Source organism: Flintibacter sp. (assembly GCF_046973065.1).
Genome location: NZ_JBKVXZ010000009.1, coordinates 44,908 through 70,858, shown reverse-complemented (window position 1 = coordinate 70,858; position 25,951 = coordinate 44,908). Strand labels below are relative to the sequence as shown.

General features: G+C 55.6%; 23 protein-coding genes and 1 pseudogene. 12 read left to right on the top strand and 12 right to left on the bottom strand.

All coding sequences use genetic code 11. The features are described 5' to 3' along the window. Positions 1-9: 9 nt before the first annotated feature. From ACLTXB_RS05550 to ACLTXB_RS05540, 3 genes are all read right to left on the bottom strand, one after another. On the bottom strand, positions 10-1,452 hold the full coding sequence (locus ACLTXB_RS05550; protein WP_051355015.1) for an amidohydrolase: 1,443 nt from the start codon (positions 1,450-1,452) through the stop codon (positions 10-12). 269 nt (positions 1,453-1,721) lie between these two features. Then, positions 1,722-3,383 (bottom strand): M20/M25/M40 family metallo-hydrolase, encoded by a 1,662-nt coding sequence (locus ACLTXB_RS05545; RefSeq protein ID WP_008980366.1) that lies wholly within the window; start codon positions 3,381-3,383, stop codon positions 1,722-1,724. Positions 3,384-3,601: 218 nt separating this feature from the next. After that, a complete protein-coding gene (locus ACLTXB_RS05540) occupies positions 3,602-4,534 on the bottom strand; it encodes a LysR family transcriptional regulator (protein ID WP_428226314.1) in 933 nt (310 codons plus the stop codon). 142 nt (positions 4,535-4,676) lie between these two features. On the opposite strand from ACLTXB_RS05540, the gene ACLTXB_RS05535 reads away from it, so the two are divergent. Genes ACLTXB_RS05535 through ACLTXB_RS05515 form a run of 5 tightly spaced genes read left to right on the top strand, consistent with a single transcriptional unit; the run spans position 4,677 to position 8,071 of the window. Then, complete coding sequence (locus ACLTXB_RS05535; RefSeq protein WP_428226313.1) at positions 4,677-5,255, top strand: sugar O-acetyltransferase; 579 nt, start codon at positions 4,677-4,679, stop codon at positions 5,253-5,255. After that, complete coding sequence (locus tag ACLTXB_RS05530) at positions 5,255-5,794, top strand: flavodoxin family protein (RefSeq protein WP_428226312.1); 540 nt, start codon at positions 5,255-5,257, stop codon at positions 5,792-5,794. Before ACLTXB_RS05535 ends, ACLTXB_RS05530 begins: the two co-directional genes overlap by 1 nt. A 14-nt stretch (positions 5,795-5,808) precedes the next feature. After that, complete coding sequence (locus ACLTXB_RS05525; protein WP_428226311.1) at positions 5,809-6,783, top strand: alpha/beta hydrolase; 975 nt, start codon at positions 5,809-5,811, stop codon at positions 6,781-6,783. 23 nt (positions 6,784-6,806) lie between these two features. Then, a complete protein-coding gene (locus ACLTXB_RS05520) occupies positions 6,807-7,310 on the top strand; it encodes a cyclophilin-like fold protein (RefSeq protein ID WP_428226310.1) in 504 nt (167 codons plus the stop codon). 11 nt (positions 7,311-7,321) lie between these two features. Further along, the gene (locus ACLTXB_RS05515) at positions 7,322-8,071 is read left to right on the top strand and encodes a carboxymuconolactone decarboxylase family protein (protein WP_428226309.1); all 750 of its coding nucleotides are present in this window, start codon (positions 7,322-7,324) and stop codon (positions 8,069-8,071) included. A 75-nt stretch (positions 8,072-8,146) separates the two neighbouring features. Here the strand turns inward: ACLTXB_RS05515 and ACLTXB_RS05510 are convergent, their stop codons facing one another. Both ACLTXB_RS05510 and ACLTXB_RS05505 read right to left on the bottom strand, forming a co-directional pair. Further along, complete coding sequence (locus tag ACLTXB_RS05510; RefSeq protein WP_428226308.1) at positions 8,147-9,388, bottom strand: tetratricopeptide repeat protein; 1,242 nt, start codon at positions 9,386-9,388, stop codon at positions 8,147-8,149. A 24-nt stretch (positions 9,389-9,412) separates the two neighbouring features. Then, complete coding sequence (locus ACLTXB_RS05505) at positions 9,413-10,657, bottom strand: hypothetical protein (RefSeq protein ID WP_428226307.1); 1,245 nt, start codon at positions 10,655-10,657, stop codon at positions 9,413-9,415. Between the two features lie 296 nt (positions 10,658-10,953). On the opposite strand from ACLTXB_RS05505, the gene ACLTXB_RS05500 reads away from it, so the two are divergent. Next, positions 10,954-11,382, top strand: coding sequence for a nuclear transport factor 2 family protein (locus ACLTXB_RS05500; protein WP_428226306.1), 429 nt, complete (start codon positions 10,954-10,956; stop codon positions 11,380-11,382). A 91-nt stretch (positions 11,383-11,473) separates the two neighbouring features. Here the strand turns inward: ACLTXB_RS05500 and ACLTXB_RS05495 are convergent, their stop codons facing one another. The 4 genes from ACLTXB_RS05495 to ACLTXB_RS05480 all read right to left on the bottom strand — a co-directional run bounded on the left by ACLTXB_RS05495 (position 11,474) and on the right by ACLTXB_RS05480 (position 15,595). Next, positions 11,474-11,959 (bottom strand): hypothetical protein, encoded by a 486-nt coding sequence (locus ACLTXB_RS05495; protein WP_008980356.1) that lies wholly within the window; start codon positions 11,957-11,959, stop codon positions 11,474-11,476. A 211-nt stretch (positions 11,960-12,170) separates the two neighbouring features. Continuing rightward, a complete protein-coding gene (locus ACLTXB_RS05490) occupies positions 12,171-12,791 on the bottom strand; it encodes a TetR/AcrR family transcriptional regulator (RefSeq protein ID WP_428226305.1) in 621 nt (206 codons plus the stop codon). A 123-nt stretch (positions 12,792-12,914) separates the two neighbouring features. Further along, positions 12,915-14,888 carry an oleate hydratase gene (locus tag ACLTXB_RS05485; protein ID WP_428226304.1) on the bottom strand — a complete coding sequence of 658 codons (1,974 nt, stop codon included), beginning with the start codon at positions 14,886-14,888 and terminating at the stop codon, positions 12,915-12,917. Positions 14,889-15,010: 122 nt separating this feature from the next. Continuing rightward, positions 15,011-15,595, bottom strand: a complete 585-nt coding sequence (locus tag ACLTXB_RS05480; protein ID WP_428226303.1) for a TetR/AcrR family transcriptional regulator — start codon at positions 15,593-15,595, stop codon at positions 15,011-15,013. Between the two features lie 155 nt (positions 15,596-15,750). Here ACLTXB_RS05480 and ACLTXB_RS05475 point away from each other — a divergent pair, with 155 nt between their 5' ends. Then, positions 15,751-15,915, top strand: a complete 165-nt coding sequence (locus ACLTXB_RS05475) for a hypothetical protein (RefSeq protein ID WP_191905432.1) — start codon at positions 15,751-15,753, stop codon at positions 15,913-15,915. Positions 15,916-15,939: 24 nt separating this feature from the next. After that, complete coding sequence (locus ACLTXB_RS05470; protein WP_428226302.1) at positions 15,940-17,640, top strand: ABC-ATPase domain-containing protein; 1,701 nt, start codon at positions 15,940-15,942, stop codon at positions 17,638-17,640. Positions 17,641-17,717: 77 nt separating this feature from the next. Here the strand turns inward: ACLTXB_RS05470 and codA are convergent, their stop codons facing one another. From codA to ACLTXB_RS05455, 3 genes and pseudogenes are all read right to left on the bottom strand, one after another. Further along, positions 17,718-18,956, bottom strand: coding sequence for a cytosine deaminase (gene codA, locus ACLTXB_RS05465; RefSeq protein ID WP_428226301.1), 1,239 nt, complete (start codon positions 18,954-18,956; stop codon positions 17,718-17,720). A gap of 27 nt (positions 18,957-18,983) precedes the next feature. Beyond that, positions 18,984-20,225 (bottom strand): annotated as a pseudogene (codB, locus tag ACLTXB_RS05460) (cytosine permease). A 288-nt stretch (positions 20,226-20,513) separates the two neighbouring features. Further along, positions 20,514-20,837: a YcxB family protein gene (locus tag ACLTXB_RS05455; RefSeq protein ID WP_428226323.1), complete on the bottom strand. Its 324-nt coding sequence runs from the start codon at positions 20,835-20,837 to the stop codon at positions 20,514-20,516. Between the two features lie 445 nt (positions 20,838-21,282). On the opposite strand from ACLTXB_RS05455, the gene ACLTXB_RS05450 reads away from it, so the two are divergent. The 4 genes from ACLTXB_RS05450 (at position 21,283) to ACLTXB_RS05435 (ending at position 25,895) form a co-directional block, all read left to right on the top strand. Further along, positions 21,283-21,855, top strand: a complete 573-nt coding sequence (locus ACLTXB_RS05450; protein ID WP_428226300.1) for a hypothetical protein — start codon at positions 21,283-21,285, stop codon at positions 21,853-21,855. Positions 21,856-21,935: 80 nt separating this feature from the next. Beyond that, entirely contained in the window at positions 21,936-23,213 is a 1,278-nt protein-coding gene (locus ACLTXB_RS05445) for a response regulator (RefSeq protein WP_428226299.1), read from the top strand. Next, positions 23,210-24,928, top strand: coding sequence for a sensor histidine kinase (locus ACLTXB_RS05440; protein ID WP_428226298.1), 1,719 nt, complete (start codon positions 23,210-23,212; stop codon positions 24,926-24,928). The genes ACLTXB_RS05445 and ACLTXB_RS05440 overlap by 4 nt, the downstream gene beginning before the upstream one ends. Beyond that, the gene (locus tag ACLTXB_RS05435) at positions 24,915-25,895 is read left to right on the top strand and encodes a substrate-binding domain-containing protein (RefSeq protein WP_428226297.1); all 981 of its coding nucleotides are present in this window, start codon (positions 24,915-24,917) and stop codon (positions 25,893-25,895) included. The genes ACLTXB_RS05440 and ACLTXB_RS05435 overlap by 14 nt, the downstream gene beginning before the upstream one ends. Positions 25,896-25,951 lie beyond the last annotated feature (56 nt).

Sequence of the window (25,951 nt, the reverse complement as noted above, 5' to 3'; positions counted from 1 at the left end):
GCTGCCTCCTTAAAGATTGTGATAGAGAACAGAGCCAGACTTGATGGTCATGATGATTTCCGCGGTAATAATGTTTTTGGGGTTGGTCAGGAAAATGTTCCGGTCGGTGACCGTCAGATCTGCAATTTTCCCGATCTCGATCTCCCCCTTGTAGTCCTCCTCCCGTACCGCCCAGGCTGCGTCACGGGTAAACATGGACAGCGCCTCTTCAATGGTCAGGCGGTTCTCATCCACCGGAGGATTGACTGCGGCATAGATTCCTACCAGAGGATTGACGGGAGTCAGACCGCTGTCCGAGCCGCCGCAGATCCGGATGCCCGCGTTGCGGATTTCCCGGAAGGGATTGGTTTGTCTCCAGCGCTCTCCCAGACGTTCGGCATACATGCTGTGGCTGCCGCCGTAGTAATACTCGAAGGCCGGCTGCATAGAAAACGTGAGGCCCAGGGCGGCGGCCCGTTTACGCTGAAGCTCTGTGGTAAGCTCTGCATGCTCGATCCGGTGGCGGAGATAGACATTTCCTGTCTTCTGCCGGGCATACTCATGGGCGATCAGCGCCTGTTCCATGGCCCGGTTTCCTACCGCATGCAGAGAAGTATCCAAATCAGCCAGGTAACAGCGCAAGAGGAAAGAATTCAATTCCTCCTGGGAATAGTTCAAGGTTCCGTTCCCGGGATGGTCCTCATAATTGCTGAGCAGGGCTGCATTTCCCGAGGCAAAGGAGCCGTCCAGAAACAGGTCGCCGATCCGGGATAACCCCAGCCTTTTGACTTTTTCCGGCGAGGTCGTTCCAAAGTAGATGGCAATATCCAGCGGCAGTTTTGGCCCGCAGGAGGCCAGAAATTCCGCGTCCGACTCCGGGAAACCGTAGCCGCCCTCCATGGCGTGGATGGAGGTAACTCCCTTTTTCAGCAGCCGTCCGGACAGCTCATAGACTGCCCGCTCTTTATCCTCCCAGGAATAGCTGTCTGCCGTCTTCCGGCGCAGAAAGGCGTTCGCTTTCCCACGGAAAATTCCTGTGGGCCGCTGACGTTCGTCCAGTTCCACCCCCTCCATGGTAAAGGGGACGCGGGAACTGTGCAGCGCCCGGGTGTTGAGCACGGTATAATGAAAGTCCCGGCTTTCAATCAAAACCGAATAGTCCCGCAGATAGTGGTCAATGACATTGCGGGTGGGAGGTCGCTTTTCCTCCAGGTCCGATACCTCCAGGCAGCAGGCATGCACCGTGCTCTCCTGAGGATGCCGTTCCACCCAGTCCTTCAGCCGCTGCCCGATTTCTTCAAAATTCCGGGAGCCGTTAAGATTCACTTTCATGCGGTCCACGGCGCTGGGCACAAAATGGACATGGCTGTCGGAGAAACCCGGAAGCACCAGGTTTCCCTTCAGATCAATGGCCTCCTCCGCATCCCGGATATAGGTCGGTTCCCAACTGCGGTACCCCGCATCCTGAATCATGCCATTTTTGATCCAGACCCACGTGTAATGCTTTTTTCCTCCAAAGCGAAAAAAATTCCCATTATACAAAAGCAGCGACCGGCCATGGGCAGAGCCTGCGCTGAGCGTCATTTTTCCAGAATGTGCAGGAGTTTGGAGCATACAAGGTCTCCCCCTTTCGCTTGGGCTTATTATATATGAATAAAAATTAAATAGCAATCACAATAATCTTGTGCAAAATATAAGATGCGGCGCAGCAGGGATTGCTGCGCCGCGTTTCAAGCTTCCAGTTACTGAGGATCGTCATGGAGCAGGTTCATAACCGTTTTATAGACCAGTTCAGGAGCCACCTCAAAGGTATAATGCTTTTCAATGCGCTCAGTAAACTTATGTGCATCCTTTCCGAAGGGACCAATATCCAAAACGGGAAGGTCCAAAGCCTGCATCTCCTTCAGAGGCAGATCGTAGAAGATACCGAAGCCCGGCGTGTTACGCTTGAGCGCCCGGATAATCTCCGGGTCCTTGGGCGCCGCTCCGTAGCTGAGGTCGGAGATGTAGGGAAAGAACTTCTTGTAGACCAGCTTATAATCGGTCTGGGTAGAAGTGACTGCCTTATCCACCGCGGCCAGCAGGGCTTTATCCTTCTCACTCTTGCCCTCCACATAGACGTGGGGGTAATAAGGCGGCGTGAGGTAGACGATCACGATGGGATCCTTGTCGCTCCAGAGCCCATGGACGTACTCCACCAGCATGTTGGCCCGCACCCGGGTATCGATATCCTGCCGGGCCAGCAGGGCCTCCGACTTCTCGCGGACCATCTCATCCAGCGCGCTGCCCAGTTCCGCCTTGACTGCGGTGTACAGCTCCTGATAGGTCATGACCCGCGCCTTCCAGGGCAGACGCACATAGGGACGCCGGGACATATTGCAGAAGGTCCGGTAGTGCTGGTTGAGGGTATCGATCACCTGCTGGAAACACTCCTGGGCCACGCCCACCATGCGTTCCAGCACCTGGTCGGGCGTACTGCAGTGGGTGGCATAGTTGAAGAACAGCACCGCCGACTTTGCGATCTGGCAGGAATACTCCGGCTTCATATCCCGCTGACGCAGGGTAATGGGAGGCAGTGTGACCTCGCCCTCGGCCACATCACAGAATTCCGGATTCAGGTTGACCCGGGAGATGATCTGGGCCGTGATCTGGTTGGGGTCCAGTCCCTTGAAAGACTCGCCTACATGGGTTTCCTTGCCTACCACATAGAAGGTCGGCATCAGCTTGCCCACGGTACCTACGTATACGTACTTATTTTCATCCCCGGGGAATTCCGAGGTCATGTAATCGGTGTCCAGCAGAGCCAGATATTCCAGGTGTTCCTCTTCCTGCATCTTGGCCAGCTTGGGAACCAGGTTCAGCATACCACCGGAGTTACCTTCCTCGTCACAGACCGCGCCGTAGATGAGGTTGCCTTCAAACTCCTCAACAGACTGGCTGATCTCTTCCAGAAGGGCAATGATGATAGCGTCGCCGGATTTCATATCAAAGACGCCGCGCCCAAACAGATAGTCTCCCGACTCCAGATCCCGGCGCACCTCCTCAGGCAGCTCGATGTCCCGGAATTTTTCCATCAAAACGTCGGGCTGATTGGCGTAGGCGGCCAGCGGACCGTAGTCAGAGACGCCCACGGTATCAATGTGTCCGATCATAACCACGGTGCGGGGGCTGGGCTTTTTCTCGCCGCGCACAATGGCCATCACGCTTTTCCGGTTCCAGGGATCATCTTTGACCGGAACATAGCTCAGATTTTCCGGATGGGCCTGGAAATAGGGCATTTGAGAAAAAATACGGTAGACCTTTTCGGCCATGGCGACCTCGTTGGGAGTCTCCAATACGCTGAATTGGCTGGCAAGGTCTCTGGTGATCTCCTCGATACGGGCGGCGCGCTTTAACTTATTCATGTTTATACCCCTTTCCACATCGATTTGTATTTATTCTGGCCCTATCATATCATTATTTTTTTTGCGCGCCGTTTTATTTCCCGTAGCAACCGGCATTCATTTTTATCTGCCCCGAGCAAAAATAAACGCCGGTTAAACTTTGTAGGATTGACTAAATCAAATTTGTATCTCTTTAAACTATTTGTTCCATAATCACATTTTCTTTTATGCTCCGGGTGCTAGCAACATGAGTTTCTTGTCTTGCTCTGATCCCGTCCAAACGATTGGCCTTGTGCGGGTTCCAGTTGCTTTCTCAGCTCCTCCAAAAACAGCTCAGCCGCCCGGGAAAAGATCCAGGACTTTTTCCACACCAGATACATGCCCAGCTTCAATTCCGGCTCAAGCGGCCGAAAACATAGGCTGCTGCCGGTTGTGTTCACCAGCTTGTCCAGCGTGAAGGCGTAGCCCATCCCCTCGTCCACCATCAAAGAGGCGTTGTAGATCAGGTTATAGGTCGCTGCGGTGTGCAGCTCGGAAGGCTCCTTCCGCAGCCAGCGGTACAGCCCGCTTTTGTTGTCCACCTGCCGGGAGAGGATCAGCGGCTTGTCCCAAAGATCCTGTGGGGAAACGGTGTCCTGGGCTGCCAGAGGGCTGTCCCGCCGCATGAGGACTCCCCAGGTATCCTTCATGGGCAGTTCCATATAGTGATATTTTATTTTATCAATGTCCCCCAGGAGAACGCCAAAATCCAAAAGCCCTTTGTCCAGCCGTTCACATACATCCACAGCGTCGCCGCTGACAATATGAAAGTGGATACCCGGATAATGCGCCTGGATGTGGTTTGCACTGCGCACGATCTGCCGCACCCCGTCGGTCTCGCCGGTACCGATGTAGATATCCCCACTGACGATCTCATTTGAACACATGACCTCTTTTTCCGTACGGTCCACCAGTTCCAGAATCTCCTCTGCCCGCTTTCGCAGCAGCATACCATCCTGGGTCAGAACGATCTTCCGGTTTCCCCGGATCATCAGCCGCTTGCCCAGTTCCTCCTCCAGCTCTTTCAGCTGTCGGGACAGGGTGGGCTGGGTCAAGTGCAGTGACTGGGCCGCCGCCGAAATATTTTGCTCTCGGGCCACCGCCAAAAAGTATTGCAGCACTCGCAATTCCATTTCATTCACCTCCGGATGCCTTGATGATAACACAGGCCAAATATAGGTTTCAAGCATAGTTAGTTATTCTATATAGGTATTTGTTATCTTGTATGACCGATGGTACAACGACATCAGAAATTTGATAGATCAGGAGCAAACGATGGAATTAGATGAATTTTTAGCACACCTGAACAGCGGAGCCCCGGTACAGGGAGGCGGCGAGGCACATCAGTTTATGCACGGCGTCAGCCAGGAGGCCCTGCGCATCACCGCTGAGATCAATGGCAGCTACCACCAGCCGGAGGAATTGCGCGCCCTCTTTTCCCAGCTCATCGGCAGACCGGTGGATGAGAGCTTCGCGCTGTTTCCGCCTTTTTACACCGACTGCGGAAAGAACATCCACATCGGCAAACACGTTTTTATTAACATGGGCTGCAAATTCCAGGATCAGGGCGGCATTTTTATCGGAGACGGCACGCTCATCGGCCATAACGTGGTGTTGGCCACCCTCAACCATGCCAAGTCCCCCATGGACCGCGCCACTATGATCCCTGCCCCCATTCACATCGGCAAACGGGTCTGGATCGGCTCCAATGCCACCATTCTTCCCGGTGTGACCATCGGCGACGGAGCCATTGTGGCCGCCGGAGCAGTGGTAACCCGGGATGTGCCGGACAATACCATCGTGGGCGGCGTACCCGCCAGCGTAATGCGCTCGTTAAGTGAGGAGGAAATGTAATGAGCAAGAATATTTTAGTGATCTCTACCAGCCCCCGGAAGGGCGGCAATTCAGACTGTCTGGCGGATGAATTTGTCCGCGGCGCCCGGGAGGCCGGCAACCAGGTGGAGAAGGTTACCCTGTACGATAAAACCATCGGGTTCTGCAAGGGCTGCCTGTCCTGTCAGAACACCCAGCACTGCATCATCCACGACGATGCGGAGGTGATCGCCCAAAAGATGCTCACCGCCGACGTCATCGCCTTTGCCACCCCGATCTACTACTACGGGATGTGCGGCCAGATGAAGACCATGCTGGACCGGGCCAATTCTCTCTTTCCTTCCGACTACCAATTCCGGGACATCTACCTGCTGGCTGCTGCGGCAGAGGAGGATGAACATACCGTGGACGGTGCGGTCACCGGCCTGCAGGGCTGGATCGACTGCTTTGAAAAGGCCCGTCTGGCCGGGACGGTCTTTGCCGGCGGCGTGACCTCTGTGGGCGAAATCCAAAATCACCCCGCACTGGAAAAGGCCTACGAGCTGGGCAAGCACGCGTAAGGAGGAACAAGAATATGAACGCCAAATATCAGGGATACTCCTTCCCTCTGCGGGACACCGTCCAGCGTGAGAAGGTACGTTTTCATAACCGCTATGGGATCGAGCTTGTAGGCGACCTGTATCTGCCCATGGCTATCTCCGGAAAACTGGCCGCGGTAGCGGTGGCAGGTCCCTTCGGCGCGGTAAAGGAACAGTGCGCCGGACTCTATGCCGAGGAGCTGGCCAGCCGTGGCTTTGCCGCTCTGGCCTTTGACCCCTCCTTCATCGGAGAGAGCGGCGGCCAGGTGCGAAACGTGGCCTCCCCCGATATCAACACCGAGGACTTTTCTGCCGCCGTGGACTTTCTCTCCACCCGGGAGTTTATTGATCCGGACAAGGTAGGAATTCTGGGTATCTGCGGCTGGGGCGGCATGGCCCTCAACGCCGCCGCCATGGATACCCGTATCAAGGCCACCGTCACCTCCACCATGTACGACATGACCCGTGTGAACGCCAAGGGTTACTTTGACTCCGCCGACAGCGCCGATGCCCGGTACGAAACCAAGAAAGCCCTCAACGCCCAGCGGACCGTGGACTATCAGAACGGGACCTATGCCCGGGCGGGCGGTGTGGTGGACCCCCTACCGGAGGACGCCCCCTTCTTTGTGAAGGACTATTACGACTACTATAAGACGGAGCGGGGCTACACCGAGCGCTCCCTCAATTCCAACGACGGATGGAATACTACTTCCTCCCTGTCCTTCCTCAACATGCCCATCCTGCGCTACAGCAATGAGATCCGCAGCGCTGTGCTGATGATCCACGGAGAAAAGGCCCACTCCTGCTATTTCAGCCGGGACGCTTACGCCGATATGGTCAAGAACAGCCCCTATGCCGGAAATAAGGATCTGCTCATCATCCCCGGCACGGTCCACACCGACCTCTACGACCAAAAGAATATTATCCCCTTCGATAAGATCCAGCAGTTTTTCCAGGAGAATTTGAAGTAAGCACTGGCGGGAGGAGAGATTCCATGACACGAATTCTCTATCTGTTCCTTGCTGTCCTGGGTCTGTCCGGCTGTGGGAACAGTTCGTCCCCGGCAGACTCCGCTCCGCCGCCGTCTCAGTCGGTGATCTCTGAGCAGGAGAGCAGCCAGTCCCAGGACAACTCGTCCAGTCAGGAGGAACCCATGTTAAAAATCACCGTAGGGGACCAGGAACTGCTGGCCCCCTTTGCCGATAACAGTTCCGCAGAAGCGTTTCGGGACTTGCTGGCCCAAGGCCCGGTGACCATTTCCATGGACGACTATGGAGGCTTTGAGAAGGTTGGCTCATTGGGCACGACACTGACTCGGAACGATACCCGGATCACCACTCAGCCCGGAGATGTGATCCTCTATCAGGGCAATCAAATCACCATTTATTACGGCACAAATACCTGGAATTTTACCCGTCTGGCTAAAATCAACGATTCCACCGACTTGCAGGCAAAGCTGGGAACCGGAACCGTTCAGGTAACCTTTTCTCTTGCATAGGAGGTATTGATATGGCAGTAAAGCAGACAGCTGGCAGAGATGCTCTGGGCGAGTTCGCCCCCAAATTTGCCCAGCTCAATGACGACGTATTGTTCGGAGAAGTATGGAGCCGGGAGGATAAACTGTCCCTGCGGGACCGCTCTCTGGTGACCGTAGTGGCTCTCATGGCCCAGGGACTGGTGGACAGCTCCTTCCAGTACCACTTGTCCACCGCCAAGCAAAACGGCATCACCCGAGAGGAGATTGCTGAGATTCTGACCCATGCCGCCTTTTACGCTGGATGGCCCAAGGCCTGTGCTGCCTTCCGCATGGCCAAGGAGGTCTGGAGCGAGGAGGCCGGAGAAGACGGCAAGGCACAGCATCAACAGGAGATGGTCTTCCCCATTGGAGCACCCAATGACGGTTTTGCCCAGTATTTTGTGGGACAGAGCTACCTCCACCCTCTCTCCACCAGCCAGGTGGGCGTGTACAATGTGACCTTTGAGCCCGGCTGCCGCAACAACTGGCACATCCACCAGGCTGATCAGGGCGGCGGCCAGATCCTGATCTGTGTGGCCGGACGAGGCTACTACCAAGAGTGGGGCAAAGCAGCTCAGGAGCTGCACCCCGGCGATGTCGTCAACATCCCCACTGGGGTAAAGCACTGGCATGGAGCCGCTCCGGACAGCTGGTTCTCCCATCTGGCTCTGGAGGTTCCCGGTAAAAACCGTTCCAACCAGTGGCTGGAAGCGGTATCCGACGAGGATTACTGCAAATTATAAGTCAATTTGAATTGGTAAAGAGGGCTCCTGCCGATAGCAGGAGCCCTCTTTTATCGTCATATATAATGTTACACATTACCGCCGGACCCACTTACCAAAGAAGGTCTTTTTATAGTGTCTTAATTCCTCTTTGACTTCTACATAATCGCCGGCCTTCTGAAGATATTCCACACCCTTGGCAATGTCCATCGGAACCCCCAGGCCGTTGCAGTACATCTTCCCCAGAAGATAAAACGCGGGGTGGCAGTTCCAATCGATCCGCTCCAGATAGGTAAATGCCTTGGCGTAGTCTTGCCGGGTTCCCTGGCCGTTGGCGTAGCAGGCCCCCAGATAGTAAAGCATGGCCGGACCGCCGTGGTCCTCCGCCCACTTCAAAAGCTGAAAGGCTTTAGCGTAGTCCCGCTCCACGCCACGCCCGTCATAGTAGCACATGCCCATTCGGTTGGCAGGGTTTACCTTTTCGTGGATGGGCGCCTCCAGCGCCTGCTGGTAATATTGGGCTGCCCGAGCGGCATCCTTAGGAACCCCATCTCCCAGCTCATAGGAGTAGCCCGCCCAGAAGAAGGCCCGGGGTTCCCCCGTCTCCGCTGCACGGCGGTAGAACTCAAAGGCCTCTCCCTTTTCCCCCTGGTCATAAAGTTCATTAGCATAGTAGAAGAAGTAACTGGGATACCCCTTCTCCGCCCCATAGCGGTACACCTCAATGGCCTTCTCCGGCCGGGGAGAAATGAGCCCCGCTTTCCCCTCCCGATAGAAATTGGCCAGGTTGACGCCGCCGGTGGAGATGCCGCTGCGCAGGGATCTCCACAGCCAGTCCTCACACTTGGCGTAATTCTCCCGCAGATAGCTTTGGACGGCGTCGTCGCTGTCGAAATCCTCCCGGGCCTTGCCCTGAATTTCCGGGAAATCTCCCCAGTAGTAGGCGTTACCGATGATCATCTGACACAGAGGCTCCCCGTGCTCCGCCTTGTCCAGCACAATGTCAAAGGCCTCCTGAAAACTCAGGGGCATGGCCTGGGCCAGCTGCCGGTTCATCACCCCGCAGCGCAGGGACAGCAGCGTTCCGATGGCGCTGCCTTCCAGCACGGAGCGGCGCATCAGCTCGTCCCCCGCTTTCTCGTCCGTCGGAAACCGGTGGCCAGGCCAGGTGTACTCCGGGCCGTACAGGCACCGGGCCAGCAGGCAACAGGCGTCTGCATCTCCAGCATCCACGGCCTGTTCCAGCAAGCGGAATCCCTCTGCGCCACGTTGGGAACGCAGATCATAGTAGATATATTTGAGCGCCCGCTCCACCGAGTCACTGAAAAACTGTCCCATACTATCCCCCTTCTCTGCTGCATGCTATTTCCGCTCTGAAACCTGCTGCCAGGTACGGCCAGCGCGCTCCATGTGCGTCCAGTTGTCCAGCGCAGGGATCTCCCCCCGCAGCCATCCCCGCAGGATCGTCTCCGCCTCACTGGTGGAGACGTCCCGGGTCCAGGCGTATTGGCCGGGCTCCTGGGGAGAGCCGGAATCTTCCTCCATTAAGATGCGCGTCAGCTCCTGCCCACTGCCGGGAAGACAGGCCAGACGACTGAATGTATGCCCCTGCCCTTGGAAAGGAATACCGGGCACCAGCTGGAAGGGGCTGGATTCCCCCGTCCGGCTGGGTCGGAGCAGCAGCTGACGGATGGTGTCCCAGGTGATGCGGGAGGTCACCGATCCGTCGGGCATTGTGAGCACCTGGTTCTGCGCCAGCCGCTCCTGCTCCTGGCGGTTCTGCTCATCAAACCGGGCTTTTCTCTGCTGATAGGCACGCTCCTGGGCGTACTGCTGCTCCTCCTCTTTGGCGTAAACCAGATCCTGGTACTCTTTAGAGTCATAGGTCCCGAACACAGCGGCGGGAGCTCGCTGACGCAAACAGTCCATGGCATCCTCTAACTCCCGTTTGGATCTCAAAGAGGTGACCTGCCGCTCCCGGCGGTCATCCACGATCCAGATTTCGTAGATATAGGTGACCTGGGTGCGTTTTCCGGCGTGGCGAGTATGCTGCTCCGCCCTGCTGAACACACCCCGGATGCGAGGGATGGAGGAAACCTCATCTCCCAGCACCCACTCGCGGCCCACGCCCAGCTTACCGCACCACTGGCCGTTTTGCTTTAAGTCCTGATCCACCATAGCGAACAGTTCCTTCACCGGGGGTGCCTCATCCGGGTAAGGGAGCTGAGCGCGGATGGACTGGGCTAAGGTGCTTTTCTCCGGAATCAGAGCATCCCGCAGGCTCCGGTATGCCAAAAAGAGGCCCACCAGTATGGCGACCACCCCCGCCACAGGAATCAGGTAGTAGCCGAAACTCATCTCTTCTTTTAGCCGTTCCGCCTCGTACGGCATGGACTGAGCAGTCATAAAAAACCAGATCGCCAGGCCGCCCCCAATGAGGACGATGGCTGCCCAAATCAGCCCGGTAAGTCGCCCCCGGGTACGCTGGAGACAGTACCCCTCCTCCGGACCGTCAGGCTGCTGTTTCTTATTCCACCACATGATCAGGAGAATGAACGGGATCGCAAAGACCCGCAGCAGTACAACTAAAAGTATGTAAACCAGCACATTCCAGGGCCATCGAAGATACCTTTTCTTTTTTGGATTTCCTTTTGACTCCATTATGCCTCGCCGCTCCTTTCCCTTACCCAAAACTCATGGTTTTATTTTATCACAAATTCAGCCATATGGCTGATTTGTTTATAAGCCCCCTTCCCTTGATAGTCCGGTGATCTTCCATAACATTCTGACCATTGCGTTTTATCACAGACAAATATCAAATCTGTGTGTTATAATACAGCCATGCGTAATGCGTTTTTATAAGGGAAAACCTTTTAAACACCTAGCAGAAAGGATGGTGCAGTATGGAGCTGCTTCAACGACGGGAAACGATCATCCGCCAGTGGTTTTCCATGTGGCTGACCGGGCAGAACAGCGGACTTGAAAACATCTTCTCCCCTGACGCCACGTATGTGGAGAGCTGGGGACCCGAGTACCACGGAATTGGGGCAATCAAGTTTTGGTTTGAGGAATGGAATACCCGTGGTACCGTTCAGCAATGGGATATTCAGCAGTTTTTTCATAAGGGTGACCAGACCGTAGTCCAGTGGCACTTCCAATGCCAGCTGTCTGGGGAACCGAGCCAGAGTTTTGACGGTCTTTCCCTGATCCGCTGGAACCAAGAGGAAAAGATTGGTTTCTTACAGGAATTCGGGTGCAATGACAAGCGCTATGATCCCTATGCCGACGGACCTGTACCGGTGTTCCGGGATGAACCGGCCCTGTGGCTGTAAGGTTTTTTGCAACTGCAAGTTATAAAAACAGGGGGACTGGAAAATATCCAGTCTCCCTGTTTTTATACTCTATTTTTCTCTGTCCAGAAGGTTACTTTGTGGCAAAGCGATTCATGAAGAAATCGGTAAAGGCAGCCAGTTCCTCCTCCTGAGAAACATAGACATACAGCTTCTCATCATCCAGCCAGTCATAAGCATTGATGGCCAGATACCCCTTTTTATCCGGATAGATTACAAAGGCATCCGTGGGATATTTGTTGCGGTAAGCCTTTAAAATTTCAGAGCGGCGGTAGTAGGTGGGCTCACCGCAGCCCGAGAGGTCCGGGACCGTGGGGAGGGCCACAATGGTCTGGCTGTCCTCGTTCCAGCCCACGATCAGATTGCCGATTTTGGTTTTACTTCCGTGGACAAAGCCATAGTTGAAGCGGGACACATCTTCTGTGTATCCAAAGATCAGCTTGTAATCGGCCCCATTGTCTACCGCCTGGTCAAACAGCTGGCGCATTTTCCGAGCATTGGCATTGCTTTTCTCCATGTCCACTTCAGGTCCTTTGAAAATCTTGCTGAAAAATCCCATGGTTTTTCCTCCTATGTATGTTGTTCTATATCCTCGCGGCCCATTGTCCGCAGTAGGGGCCAAAAGAAATAAATCCCACCAGCCGCTGATCATATTCCCTTGATTTGCATTAACTAATAAAGATGATAATTTAATTTTATCTTTATTTTTAATAAAAAACATCCGTCGGACCATCGGACTGGACGGTACCGACGGATTTTCATCCCTTTACTCAGATATCGTGACCTTGCTTCATCTTTTCCAGTAAGTCAACAATGGCATTGATCTGGAACTCCACCGTGGCGTCTGCCGCCTCTGGCACCAGAAAGGGCAGATTTTTCGGCACGGCCCGGCGGATCACCATCACGGTCAGGCATAGGTTTGTAAACAAACCTATGGTCTCCTTGTCCGCCCGGATTCCAAAGCACTTCAAAATGTTCCCAAACAGGTTGGCCTGCTTCTCCCGGAATACCTGGTAGCTCTCCGGAGACAGCCGGCGAAACAGATTCTGCTGCTCCTCCAGCGTCATCACTGCAATGCCGCTTTGCTCTCCATAGCAGCAGGAGACAAGAAACTGACGCACTCCTTCCCGCCAGCTGAAAGCCGGATTATCCATCAGCCTTTGAGCATGAGCCAAAACTTTAGGCTGCTGCGTATACAGTGCCTCTACAATCAAATCCTCTTTTGTGGGAAAGAAGATATAAAAGAAGGTACGAGAAATGCCTACCGATCGATAGATCTCCTCCACGGTGGTATGCTGGATCCCCTGCCGCGCCATTTTTTCCAGCGCGACTGTAATCAGATCGTCTCGGACCCGCTCCCGATCCGCGTCTGAATAAGCGACCTTAGGCATTCCCACACCTCCAAAATAATGTCATCTTTCTAATTTTGTCTTTATTCTAACTTATCCTTCAAAAAAATGCAAGGGGCGGCGTAATCAAACGCCGCCCCTGATCAATTTGATGTTGATAGAGGGTTACATCATATCATCCCGAAGAATGTTGTGATCCCGCAGCACCTTTTCTACCACTGTTCCCCGGATCAGTTTAAGCGCCGGTTTTTTCAGCAGATTCAGCGGACCGGGCAGCTCCATCTCCAGAGGGGACTTGCCGTCCATCAGGCAAACCGAGCTATCCAACAGGCAGCGAATGTCATACACGCTGCCCCATACCTCAGGCACGCCACGGTCCACACCCAGCAGGCCGTAGACCGCCTCCATGGCGGTACGCACCGAATACTCGGTGGTAAACACGGTGTCCCGGGGCGTCTGGGCAAACTGGCCCAGAAAGGCGAAGTTGACACAGCCGTCGGGAATTACGTCGGGCCGGTCTCCCGCAGTCCGGGGCATGAAGAAGGCGGTGATATAGGGCATCAAGGTGGGCACACACACCGCGCTATCCTCGGCCAGCTGAGGAATCAGTTCCGTCGGCACACCGATGTGGTAGAGCCATTCCTGGGTAATCTCCTTGCCGGTACAGTCCTTCATAGGCTTTTTGATAAAATCACCGGGCACATCGGTAAAGAGACCGTACACCCACACACAGACCTTCTCCGGCTCCTGCTCTTTAAACTGCCCCTGGCGGTTGATGGTCCAGCTCAGCAGCCACTTAGAGTCCTGACAGCTGACAATACCGCCGGTGACCACCTTGCCGGTACGGGGATCCCGCTGGCAGATGTTTTTGATATAAGGCAGGATCTTGTCATCCAGAGTGGTGATAGTGGCCGACTCCCAGTTGGTCTTGGCCACATCGGAACAGAACTTCTCCGGACGGCCAAAAGCCGGGTCCTGCTTAGCAATGTTCTTCCACAGATTCCAGCAGCCGCTGGTGCGCACCTCGGCATCTCCGTTGGGGGCATGATCCTGGTCGCCGTAGATGGTCCCCTCGGTACAGGAGCCATTGGTGACAAAGACCAAGTCATTTTCCGTAAGCACGATTCCCTGCTCCACGCCCTTGACCTTGCACTCGATGGCGGTGGCCACCTTTCTGCCTCCCTTGATGTCAAAGAGGACGTTGGTCACCTCCACACCAAACTGGAAGTCCACTCCTGCCTCCTCCAGGTACTTTTTCATGGGCAGAATCAGCGATTCATACTGGTTATAGCGGGTAAACTTCAAAGCGCTGAAATCGGGCAGACCGGCAATGTGGTGGATGAAGCGCTGGAAATAGAGCTTCATCTCCAGGGCGGAGTGCCAGTTTTCAAAAGCGAACATGGTACGCCAGTAGAGCCAGAAGGTGGAGGAAAATACCTCATCGTCAAAGACGTCCTCAATGGTCTTGTCATACAGGTCCTCATCCGGGGTCATAAAGAGCTTGACGATCTCCATGCACCCCTTCTGACTGAGGTTAAACTTTCCGTCGGTGTGGGCGTCCTGGCCCCGGTTGACGGTAGCGCGGCACAGGGAGTAGTTGGGATCGTGCTTATTGAGCCAATAAAACTCATCCAGCACCGAAGCGCCGGGTTTCTCCAAAGAGGGAATGGAGCGGAACAGGTCCCACAGGCACTCGAAGTGGTCCTCCATCTCCCGGCCGCCCCGCATGATATATCCCCGGGTGGGGTCGTAGATGCCGTCGCAGGCGCCGCCGGCTACATCCATGGCCTCCAGGATGTGAATACGGGAGCCATCCATCTGTCCGTCCCGCACCAGAAAACAGGCTGCCGCCAGAGCGGCCAGGCCGCTGCCCACAATATAGGCACTCTTCTCCTCCACGCCCGCAGGTTTCTCCGGCCGGGCAAAGGCCTCGTAGTTGCCGTTGGTATAATAGATGCCCTTGGAGTTTTTCTCATGGCGGCCCAACTCCGTGTTGCGGTAGTCGCTGCAGTGCTGCGTCTGACTTTCCGCCTGGGACTCCTGCTTATTCTGTGCCGCCTTTTTCGCCAGCACCACAGCCGCTCCCGCGCCGGCAAGGCCGGCGGCCGCGGCAGTCCACTTTCCAAGATTCTTTGCCATAAGATAGCCACCTTTCCAAATTTGCGCTGTTTTTACCGCGCTGTCTCTTGATCGTGGCCTTATCCTACCCCGTTTCCCCCCAGTTTACCATTTACAAACAAAGGCCGATGATAAAAAACTTATCATCGGCCTTGATCTGTAAAGTCTCTGCTGCCACGGGCAAAATTTTGAATGGAGTTGGACACGTTTCCGTGCATGGTGGTACTGATTTTCTCTGCAATGATCCGATAGTCTGTGCTCATCCCCTGCTTGATCCAGTCCAGCAAGATTCCCACAAAGCTGTATTTATAAAATTCCGCGATGAAGGTCTTATCCTCCTCAGTGATCTCCACGCCCTGGCTCTGCTCATCCACCACGCCTCGGATCAGATCGTAGGTCAGCTTGAACAGGAAGTTCTCCATCTGGTCCCGGCTGATACAGCGGTAGGCATTGAGAATAAAGGGCTTGTTTTCCAGCACCGCCTCAAAAATCTGCAGCAGCCCCTCATGCCAGGTATCATAGGTTTTCTTTCCCTGGAGCGCCCGGGAGGCATCTTCCACGCAGGACCACTCCACTAGGTCATAGATATCTTTGAAATGGTAATAAAAGGCCATGCGGCCCACGCCGCAGTCCTCGGTAATGTCCCGGATGGTGATCTTGTCCAGAGGTTTCTTCAGCATCATCCGCTTTAAAGATGCTTCCAGGCCCTGCTTGGTGGTATTTGACATAACAGTCTCTCCCTGTGTTTGATAGGCTTATTATACCGCGAATTTCTCTGGTTTCAACCCGCATCACCTGACCTCCCCCCTTCTTTTCTTGTAAACCGCCTCAGTCCTGATTATAATGAGCATATCACATTGAGACGTTCAAAGGAGATGGAACGATGGAAGACCATGAGCAGACAGAGCTTCTTCGCCAAAAATTGTTGGATGAGGCATATGCCGGGGCTTTCTCCGGTCTGGGCGCTATGCTGCTGGATGCGGAAGAAATTCGGCAGGCCGGACCGGATGAGCTTTCTGTCATCGCCAAACGCTGGGGGATCCAGTGAAACCGCAACAGGAGGAACCTTTCGATGCAGACCGCCAACGACCTGAAAACTCTGCTCTCCCGCATTGACCGCAGGAGCTACCCCGCTTACAAGGACACCCGGGGAACCTATCAATTTCCCGGGTACGTGCTATCTATCGACCACGTACAGGGAGATCCCTTTGCCTCCCCCTCCAAGGTGAGTATCCATGTGGATGGCCGCCAGGCAGGCTTTCCCAAGGAGCTCTACCGGCTGTCCTGTCAACGTATCGCCCTCCAGGACGAGTTGACCCGCCGGTTTGGGAAGCAGGCATGTCAGGCCTCCTTCCAGGCCAAGGGCTCGGGACACAGCGGTCTTATCTCCATCAGCCGCTGCGGTCAGGAGGTGCTGGAACGCACCGCCTGCCGGCTAAATCCCAACACCGGCGGGCTGATTTTACGCTTGGAGGTCGGTTTTCCCGCCAATGGCCGCACCATCAACGCCCGGGAGCTGGAGAAAATTTTCTTTGATTTGCTCCCCCGGTGCGTGGAGAACACCCTGCTTTACCGTAATTTGAATCCGGCACATCTCCAGGCCATCGCTGATCTGGCGGAGGACCAACAGTATATTCGCGACGCGCTGCCCCAGATGGGCCTGTGCGCCTTTGTGGCTGATGGGAGCATCCTGCCCCGGGCCTCCGGTGTCTCCTCCCTGTCCATGGAAGAGGCTGTCCCCTTCCGTTCTCCCCAGGAGCTGTCTGTCACCCTGGACCTGCCCCACCGGGGCAAACTCACCGGCATGGGAATCCGCCAGGGAGTTACCTTGATTGTAGGCGGCGGCTACCACGGCAAGTCCACCCTTCTCAAAGCCCTGGAGCTGGGGGTATACAACCACATCGCCGGGGATGGCCGGGAATATGTAATCACCGATGAGAGTGCGGTGAAAATCCGCTCGGAGGACGGCCGCAGCATCCGCCGCACGGATATCTCCATGTTCATCAACGACCTGCCCAACGGCAAGAACACTGCCGCCTTCACCACGGAGGATGCCAGCGGCAGCACTTCCCAGGCAGCCAACGTGGTAGAGGCCATGGAGGCGGGGACTTCCCTGCTGCTCATTGACGAGGACACCAGCGCCACCAACTTCATGGTCCGGGACGAGCTGATGCAGCGGCTCATCCACCGGGACATGGAGCCGATTACCCCCTTCATTGACCGGGTGCGGGAGCTCTATGAGGCGCACGGCATTTCCACCATTCTGGTGGCCGGAAGTTCGGGAGCCTACTTCCATGTGGCGGACACCATCCTTCAGATGGACCGCTATGTCCCCAAGGACATCACCGCGCTGGCCAAGCAGGAGGCCGCCGCGTTCCCGATCAGCGTCACTTCTCTGCCGACTGCTCTCCTGCCCAGCTTCAAGCGTTGCCCCACCCCTTCTCCGGAATTTCGGGGCGACCGGATCAAGCTCAAATCTCTGGGCCGGGATGGAGTATCCATCAACCGGGAGACCATCGACCTGCGGTATGTGGAGCAGCTGCGGGACAGAGAACAGTCCGCCGCCCTGGGCTACGCCATGGTGTGCGCCCAGCAGCACCTGATGGACGGGAGACACACTCTGAGTCAGATCGTAGCAGAGCTGGAGGCTATGTTGGATGAAAAAGGTCTGGAATCCCTGTGCGGAGGCCACTCCGGTGTGCCCTTTCTGGCCCGGCCCCGGACCCAGGAGCTTTTCGCCTGCTTCAACCGTTATCGAGGCTTACAGCTATAAGGGATGACAAGTTTTATCCCCTTACGAAAATGCGCCGCAGAGCAGCTGCTCTGCGGCGCATTTAGTTTCCCGGGGAATCAGAAGAACACCTGCTTGTCCACGGGGGCTGTGCTGGCAATTAGTTTTCCTTTACGGTAATTGCGCAAGATGGGCGCATCGTAGTTCAAAGCATCGTACCAGTCCTTGGCATCCAGGATGACAAAGTTGGCGTCCTTCCCCTCTGCGATGCCGTAGTCATCCCCCAGGTGGAGGGTGTGGGCGGCATTGGTGGTGACGAAGCGGTAGGAGTTTACGATCTCGTCATAGCCCAGCATATGACCGGTATACAGGCCCATAAACACCTGGTCGCGCATCTTGGCGTTGCCCAGGGGGTTCCAGGGATCGAAGATATCGTCCGAGCCGAAGGAGACGTTGATTCCCTCATCGGTAAGCTCCTTCACCCGGGTCATGCTGCGGCGCTTGGGATAGGTGTCAGCCCGGCCGCCCAGATGGACGTTGACGCAGGGGTTGGCCACAAAGTTGATGCCGGAGAGCTTGAGGATGCGCATGAGACGGATGACATAAGCGTTGTTATAGCTGTGCATGGCGGTGGTGTGGGAGGCGGTGACCATGTCCTTCATGCCCGTCTCATAGGCACGGGTGGCCAGGGTCTCCAGGCCCCGGGAGGCCTCGTCATCAATTTCATCGCAGTGGACGTCAATGAGCTTATTGTACTTCTGAGCCAGGTCGAAGCAAATGTTCAGGGACTCCACAGAGTACTCCCGGGTAAACTCAAAGTGGGGAATGGCGCCTGCGGCATCCGCTCCCATCTTCAGAGCCTGCTCCAGAAGCTCCGCTCCCTTGGGGTAGCTCAAGATGCCGTACTGGGGGAAAGCCACGATCTGAATGTCCATGTAGTCCCGGACTTCCTCCCGCAGCTCCAGGATAGCCTCCAGGGCGGTGAGCTTGGGGTCGTTGATATCCACGTGGGTACGCACATACTGGATGCCATTGGCCGCCTGCATGCGGATGGCCTTGTTGACCCGCTCCTTCACCTCCTGCTTGGTGAGGAAGGGCTTGTACTCCTCCCAGCACTGGATGCCTTCAAACAAGGTTCCGGTGAGGTTCCAGCGGGGACGGCCCGCGGTCAGGCAGGTGTCCAGGTGTACGTGAGACTCTACAAAGGGGGGCAGCACCATCTTGCCCGCACAGTCGGTGACCGTTTCCTCTCCCGGGATGGGCTCCAGGTTGGGAGCAATCTGTGCAAACTTCCCGTCGGTGACCCGAATGTCCACCGTCTCCTGGGCGTTGCCCAGGTGCAGATCTTTCAGCAGCATAACCGTACCTTCCTCTCTAAAAATATATTACCGGTCTTTCCGGAGCAGTTCGCCCACAAAGAAGCAGATAGCCGCCACGATCATGGCATTCAGAGCGGCGATACCCCAGTGCAGGGTATTGGCTACCGCAGCACCCAGCACGATGCCGGCGATGTTGAACCAGTTGACTGCGGCAGTCTGACCGTCTGCGGCAAACTTTTTGCGGTTTTTCAAGAAGTCCAGGATCACGATGGCGCCGATGGGAGGCAGAGCACAGTTGAGGATGTTCAGCCAACCCACAAAGTTCCAGTACAGCCAGATGGCCAGGGCGGTGCCCACGACACCGGCGATCCAGGTGGTAAACTTCATCCGTACGCCGGAGACGTTGGAGATGGCCAATCCACCGGTGTACAGGGCGTTATTGTTCGTGGTCCAGATGTTGGCGCCCAGCACGATGAGAGCGGGGATGGCCAGACCCTAGGCAATCATCACATAGAAGATATCATCCTTGCCGGTAAAAGCGCCGCCCACCGCGCCAAAGCAGAACATCAGAGTATTTCCCAGGAAAAAGGCAATCACAGTGGTCCACACGGCGATCTTGCTGTTTTTGGCAAAGCGGATGAAGTTGGGGGTGGCGGTACCGCCGGAGATAAAGGAGCCGATGACATAACCGATGCCGGTCATCAGCGTGATGCCGCCGGCAGACTGGGCAAAGATGGCGGTGAGTCCTCCGCCTTCGCTGGTGGCGGTGATCATGGAGTACATGCCCAGAATGACGATCAGGGGCACGGAGATGTAGCTGACGATCTCCAGGGCCTTCATACCGGTGGCCGCGGTGGCAGTCATCAGCAGACCGGCGATGATGGTGAGGGCCCACTCATTGACCCCCATCAGCTGGGCGGCAGGAATGGAGAACATGGCCACACCCACGCCAAACCAGCCGATCTGAGTAAAGCCCAGAATGGCGGAGGAAAGGTAGGAGCCCTTCTCACCAAAGGTGCGGCGGCACAGCAGGTCCATGGTCATTCCGGTCTCGGAGCCGATATAGGCCAAGATACCGCAGTAGGCGGACAAAATCACGCCGCCAATAAGGCAGGCCCAGAAAAACCCGGACAGGTCCAGACCGTTGCCCAGCTTGGCGCCTACGCTCATGCTGGCAGAGAAAAATGTGAACCCCAGCATGACGAAGAACATATTCCAAAAACCCTTTCGGGCGGACTCCGGTACTGCTTCCAGGGAGTAGTCGGCGTCTACCTGCGCATTCTTTGGCTTGTTTTCGTCTTTTTTCATATTTGCAATCACCCTCTGTTTCTATTTCATTCCTTACAACAGCTATTTACTATATCACAATACTGGAATTGCTGTCCACATTTTCACTCTCTTCCTTTCTCAGGAAAACGCCGAAAAATGCTCTGGAACATACGGTATTTTGCACCAGGATGGCCCTTTGGATTCTTCTGGACAGTTTCGTCTCAGCGCACCCTGCATATAAAAAATTCCCCGGTGCCGACCTTCAGGCCGGACCAGGGAATCCTTATTATTTTTTATGGATTTTATAATTTTTATCCGCTTTGCGGCTCAGCGCAGGAAAGTCTGCACATGCAGGCCGGTTTTTCGGCTGAGAAACCCGCAAAACTCACGTACGCTTCTGCCCTCCAGGCCGCGCTTATCATAGGCCTGAGCCTGGTTTTTGCCCAGGATCAGGATGATATAGTCCTTGGTCTCCACCAGGGCCTGGACCTTGGTATACTGCCACTGGGTCTGAACGCCGGCGATCTCCGTTTCATAGAACTCGGGGTAAAAGTGCGCCCGGCATACATCTGTTCCGGGCAGAGCCTTTCGTTTGGCAAAAAAGGCGTTCAGGTAGTCCCCCTTCCACTGCAGAAACAGGACTAACACCACTACCGTCAAATAGATCCCCCGACGCCATATACTCTGGGATGCGTCCATGACTGTGCCCAGAGCCAGGACGACCAGCCCTAGAAAGAGCAGCCACTCACACCAGGAGGTTTTTTCCGCGTCGTCCTTCGCAGCGCCTTGGACATGGCGGCCAGCGTCTTGTGATCATAGACCGTTTTGCAGGCAAATTCCATAACATGCTCCTCGACTGTTTTTTAACAGTATAACAACCCGCCCCTTACACACCAAGAAAGGATCTCTTAATTTCATCTTAAGTTCTATTAAGGTTATTTTATCGGGAAGATGCGGTTGTATTGTGGTAAATTTCTTGTTATGATAAAGAGGAATCGGCAGGCCTTTCGCCTGACCTCAGCCAGCCGTGCAGATCCCTGCACGGCTTTTCCTTCCACAAGGGGCTTTTCCGCCCAAATACTATGAGGTACCGCATATGAAATGGAATCTTTCCTTCACAGCCGTTCTTCTTTCCGGACTTCTGCTAGCCGGCTGCACAAGCACCAATCCCGGCTCTTCCAGCACCCCAAGTTCTGCTCCCTCCAGCTCCTCCCATCCGTCCTCCCAGAGCGAGAGTAGCAAACAGGATGCCATCCCCTTTTCCGACGGGCAAAGTTATGCAGTGGCCCATCTGGGTTATCAGCAGATCGAAGATCTGGACTACTACGTCCAGCAATATCTGGACAGCGAAGACATCCCGGTCCACTATCTCTCCTCCGGCGATTACTATCTGGTGATCCCCCGCTACTCCGGCATGGAGCTCTCCCTCTACAAAAATGACCTGGAGACCTCCGAACGCACCCTGTTCTATCACGACCCCGATTGTGAACCGTTTATCATTCAGTGCAACGTCAGCGATATTTTCTCTGACGCTACCATACAGCTTACCTATCAGGGGGATACGGTGGAATTTTCTCCCTTTATCTCCCTGAAAGACGGCTCCCTTGAGATTGGAGAGCACGGGCTCAATTTGACCCGGACCGGCTCTGGCAGCCAAAGCGGAAATTAAACAGGCCGCACTCTACACCTTTATTAAAACAGCGGAGCCGCTGACTTCCCATTTCCCCACAACAGAAAGGATCGATGAAAATGGCCGCACTCTACACTGTGATCGTCGCCGATGACGAGGATGAACTTCGGGAAGCCGTATGTACCATGATTCCCTGGGAAGACTACGGGTTTTGCCTGGTAGGAAATGCCAGCAACGGTCTGGACGCCCTCCAGCTGGTAGAAAAGCACGAACCCGACCTGCTGCTGACCGACATCCGCATGCCCTTTATCTCTGGCATCGAACTGGCGCGGCAGGTGCGTGAGATCCGCCCCGCCACCAACATCGCCTTTCTCAGCGGCTACGACGACTTTGAGTACGCCAAGCAGGCCATCCAGTACAACATCATCAGCTATATGCTCAAGCCGCTGACCCTGGAAGGCCTGGGCGCGGAGCTGCGCAACATCCGCCAAAAGATCGATGCCCAGTTCGCCCTCTTTCGTCAGGCGGTTCCCCGCGCAGACGAACAGGACCTGCGGGCCGCCTTTCTTATGCCTCTGGTTCTGGACGACTATCCAGATCCGGACGGCGCGGCCCAGGCCGAGGCTCTGGCCCGGCAGTGCGGCCTGCTGCGGGATGCCGATGACCGCCCCTACTACACGGTCATGGTATCCATCCTCCTCAATGAGGACGGCTCCAACTGTACGGACCCCTCCTTTCCGTCCTCGGTGCATACCCTCTCGGAAAAATATCTCCGCGGCTCCAGCTTTTTTGCCTCCGGCAAGGTCATCTCAGTGCTGCTGGGCAACCCCTCCGATTTCGAGGAGTACCTGCACATCCTGGCTGATGAGATCCCCCAGATGGCCTCCCGTGTTCTGGGCAAGCGCTGCCGCATCGGCGTGAGCCGTCCCGCCAACTCCCTCTCCGCACTGCATGACGCCTACCGGGAAGCCATGGAAGCTCTGCGCCAAGGGGATAAGACTGAAGCCGGCGCTCAGTTTATCAGCGACCTGGCCCCCGCCGTCAAAGGGGGCAATCTGCTGTGCAAGCGGGCGCTGGATACTCTGGACCAATACTATATGGATGCGGACCTCTCTCTGGTGTCGCTGAGCGGGATGCTGGACGTCAGCCCCAACCATCTCAGCGCCTGCATCAAAAAATATGCCGGCGAGACCTTTATCAACATCCTCATCCGCAAGCGTATGGAGGCCGCCCGGGATCTGCTGAGCACCTCCTCCCTGAAAATCCAGGAGATTGCCCAGCGGTGCGGCTACACCGATCAGCACTACTTCAGCTACTGCTTTAAAAAGTACTGCGGCGAGTCCCCCAACGCCATGCGCCGCCGCCTGGACCTGGAAAAGGCGGGTGAGCCCTCTTGAAACAGAACGCTCCCCGCACCGGAGTACGAATTACCACTATTCTGGTCTCCATGGTAGTGGGTGTGGTAGCCATTATCCTGTGCTGCTGTATCTTTCTGTTTTTAGACCGCTACCGCAGCGCCATGGTTCAGAGCGCCCGCACCAGCAGCGCCCAGGCAGTTTCCCAGGTATCCAACACGGTGGGCAACTATCTGCAAGACATGGACCAGGCCATGACTTTGGTCAAGCAGTCCATGCTGGAGCATGAGAGCGACCGGGATGAACTGCTGGCCGCATTTCTGGAGTTCCGCCCCGACGTGGTGGCTGTCACCAGCTATTCCGCCCAAGGAACCCTGTTGGACTGCTGGTCTCCCGGCCGACAGCCAAAGGAGAACATCTACCAAAATCTCTCCTTTAACCTGGAAAAGGCGCTCAAGTCTCAAACTGCCTACATGACCGCTCCCCACGTGGAGACCATTTTTGAGAGTTACTACCCCTGGGTGGTCACCATGACCGCTCCCCTGGACCAGGGCGGCGAGGCCGCCTGGGTCTCTCTGGACCTGAGCTTTTCCAGCATCTCCAGTTACATTAATAATGTAAGCATCGGCCAGCGGGGCTACTGCTTTCTCATCGACCGGGACGGCAACATCATCTATCACCCCCAGCAGCAGCTGCTGTACGCGGGCCTGAAATCGGAAGATACCGAGGCACTCTCCGCCCTGAGGGATGGCACCTATGTGGACGATACGGTCATCTACTGTCTGACCAGTGTGGCGGGCAGCGATTGGCGCATTGTGGGCGTCAGCTATGTTGACGAGTTGGTCAACCGCAACGTGCGGGATATGATCCGTCTGTCCGCCATGCTTGCAGTGGTCGTGCTGGTTTCCGCTCTGCTCACCAGCTGGCTGCTCTCCCGTCTGCTGGACCGCCCCCTGCGCGGGCTGGCTTCTGCTATGGAGAGCTTTGAGGCTGACGCCGACCACTTTACCTACCGGCCTGTGGGCGGCACCCGGGAGGTGCGGGAATTGTCCGACTCCTTCGGCCACATGGTGCTGCGCATTCAGCAGCTCATGTCCACCGTACGCGAGGAGGAGGTCAACCTGCGCAAAACAGAGCTGAAAGCTCTCCAGGCCCAGATTAACCCACACTTTTTATACAACACACTGGATTCCATTGCCTGGATGTGTGAGCAGGGACGCAACGCCGATGCGGTAAAAATGGTCCACGCCCTGGCCCGGCTGTTCCGGATCAGCATCAGCAAAGGACACGAGCTGATCCCCATCTCCAAAGAGATCGAACACGCCGAGAGCTACCTGCAAATTCAAAAATATCGCTATAAAAACCAGTTCACCTATCAGTTTGATGTGGACCCGGATTGTCTGGATTACTACTGCAATAAGATCACCCTCCAGCCCATCATTGAAAATGCCATTAACCACGGTCTGGATCTGCTGGTGGACGAAGGAGTCATCCTCGTACAGGTGCGGCAGGATGGAGAGGACATCGTGTTCTCCGTTCAGGATAACGGTGTGGGCATGAGTTCCGAGCAGATCGACTCCATTCTCCGGCACGGCCCCAAGGACCGCACCGGCATTGGAATCAAGAATGTCAACGACCGTCTGAAAATCTACTTTGGCAAACAATACGGTCTGCATATCACCAGTGAGCTGGATGTGGGTACCTGTGTAGAGATCCGCATGCCCAAGATACAGGAGGGAAACTATGAAGCAAAATAAATGGGCCGTTCTGAGTACGGCGCTGACTCTTTTCCTACTGTGCGGCTGCACCGCAAGCATCGCTCCCTCCTCCCAGCACACGGTGGCCATTGTCGCCAAGTCCACCCAGACTGAGTTCTGGCTGTCCGTCTTTGCCGGAGCGGAGGCCGCCGCCACAGAATATAACGTGGAACTCATCATCACCGGTCCCAAGGCCGAGGAGGACTACGAAACCCAAAACCAAATGGTGGCCAATGCAGTGGACGCGGGCGCGGAAGCCCTGGTCTTCTCCGCCATCGACTACGAGAACAACGCCGCTGCTATCGACGCCGCCGCCCAGGCAGGGGTCCAGATCGTAGCCATCGACAGCAACGTAGCTTCCAGCGCGGTGAGTACTTATATCGGTACGGATAACTATGCCGCCGGACAGATGGCTGCCCAATCGGCCCTGGACCGGATCAGCGGTCCCCTCAAGGTTGGCATTATCAACTATGATATCAGCAGCGCCAACGGCCAGGAACGGGAACAGGGCGCAGTCGACACCTTCACCCAGAGCGGCCGGGCGGAGATTGTCGGGATCGTCAACACGCTGGCTGAGGCCAGCCATGCCCAATCCGACACCACCGCACTTTTGGAAAAATATCCGCAGATCAACGTCCTGCTGGCTTTCAACGAACCCACCAGCGTGGGTGCTGCCAATGCGGTGGAGTCTCTTGGCCTCTCCGAGGACGTATTTCTGGTGGGCTTTGACTCCAACGTCGCCACAGTGGACGGGCTTCAGGAGGGCAGCGTTGATGCTCTGATTGTTCAAAATCCCTACGCTATGGGCTATTTAGGGGTGGAAAGTGCTTATAAACTGCTCTCCGGCCAAGGCTCCTCTCTGGAGCGCACGGTGGACACTTCTACCAAAATTGTGGATCGACGCAACCTGTTTACCATGGACAGCCAAAAAGCGCTGTTCGCTTTTGAGCAGCGAACCATTGAGTAAAACGCACAATTTCTTTTCATTATGTTTTGGCACATTGTTGTATTGGCATAATTTTT

Excerpts from the sequence above, each read along its gene's own strand:
- ACLTXB_RS05495 (WP_008980356.1), bottom strand. The coding sequence starts at position 11,959 with ATGGGATTTTTCAGCAAGATTTTCAAAGGACCTGAAGTGGACATGGAG.
- ACLTXB_RS05485 (WP_428226304.1), bottom strand. The coding sequence starts at position 14,888 with ATGGCAAAGAATCTTGGAAAGTGGACTGCCGCGGCCGCCGGCCTTGCC.
- ACLTXB_RS05530 (WP_428226312.1), top strand. The coding sequence starts at position 5,255 with ATGAGCAAGAATATTTTAGTGATCTCTACCAGCCCCCGGAAGGGCGGC.
- ACLTXB_RS05490 (WP_428226305.1), bottom strand. The coding sequence starts at position 12,791 with ATGCCTAAGGTCGCTTATTCAGACGCGGATCGGGAGCGGGTCCGAGAC.
- ACLTXB_RS05500 (WP_428226306.1), top strand. The coding sequence starts at position 10,954 with ATGGAGCTGCTTCAACGACGGGAAACGATCATCCGCCAGTGGTTTTCC.
- ACLTXB_RS05450 (WP_428226300.1), top strand. The coding sequence starts at position 21,283 with ATGAAATGGAATCTTTCCTTCACAGCCGTTCTTCTTTCCGGACTTCTG.
- ACLTXB_RS05435 (WP_428226297.1), top strand. The coding sequence starts at position 24,915 with ATGAAGCAAAATAAATGGGCCGTTCTGAGTACGGCGCTGACTCTTTTC.
- ACLTXB_RS05520 (WP_428226310.1), top strand. The coding sequence starts at position 6,807 with ATGACACGAATTCTCTATCTGTTCCTTGCTGTCCTGGGTCTGTCCGGC.
- ACLTXB_RS05470 (WP_428226302.1), top strand. The coding sequence starts at position 15,940 with ATGCAGACCGCCAACGACCTGAAAACTCTGCTCTCCCGCATTGACCGC.
- ACLTXB_RS05525 (WP_428226311.1), top strand. The coding sequence starts at position 5,809 with ATGAACGCCAAATATCAGGGATACTCCTTCCCTCTGCGGGACACCGTC.
- ACLTXB_RS05515 (WP_428226309.1), top strand. The coding sequence starts at position 7,322 with ATGGCAGTAAAGCAGACAGCTGGCAGAGATGCTCTGGGCGAGTTCGCC.
- ACLTXB_RS05510 (WP_428226308.1), bottom strand. The coding sequence starts at position 9,388 with ATGGGACAGTTTTTCAGTGACTCGGTGGAGCGGGCGCTCAAATATATC.
- ACLTXB_RS05545 (WP_008980366.1), bottom strand. The coding sequence starts at position 3,383 with ATGAATAAGTTAAAGCGCGCCGCCCGTATCGAGGAGATCACCAGAGAC.
- ACLTXB_RS05550 (WP_051355015.1), bottom strand. The coding sequence starts at position 1,452 with ATGATTCAGGATGCGGGGTACCGCAGTTGGGAACCGACCTATATCCGG.
- ACLTXB_RS05475 (WP_191905432.1), top strand. The coding sequence starts at position 15,751 with ATGGAAGACCATGAGCAGACAGAGCTTCTTCGCCAAAAATTGTTGGAT.
- codA (WP_428226301.1), bottom strand. The coding sequence starts at position 18,956 with ATGCTGCTGAAAGATCTGCACCTGGGCAACGCCCAGGAGACGGTGGAC.
- ACLTXB_RS05535 (WP_428226313.1), top strand. The coding sequence starts at position 4,677 with ATGGAATTAGATGAATTTTTAGCACACCTGAACAGCGGAGCCCCGGTA.
- ACLTXB_RS05540 (WP_428226314.1), bottom strand. The coding sequence starts at position 4,534 with ATGGAATTGCGAGTGCTGCAATACTTTTTGGCGGTGGCCCGAGAGCAA.
- ACLTXB_RS05445 (WP_428226299.1), top strand. The coding sequence starts at position 21,936 with ATGGCCGCACTCTACACTGTGATCGTCGCCGATGACGAGGATGAACTT.
- ACLTXB_RS05480 (WP_428226303.1), bottom strand. The coding sequence starts at position 15,595 with ATGTCAAATACCACCAAGCAGGGCCTGGAAGCATCTTTAAAGCGGATG.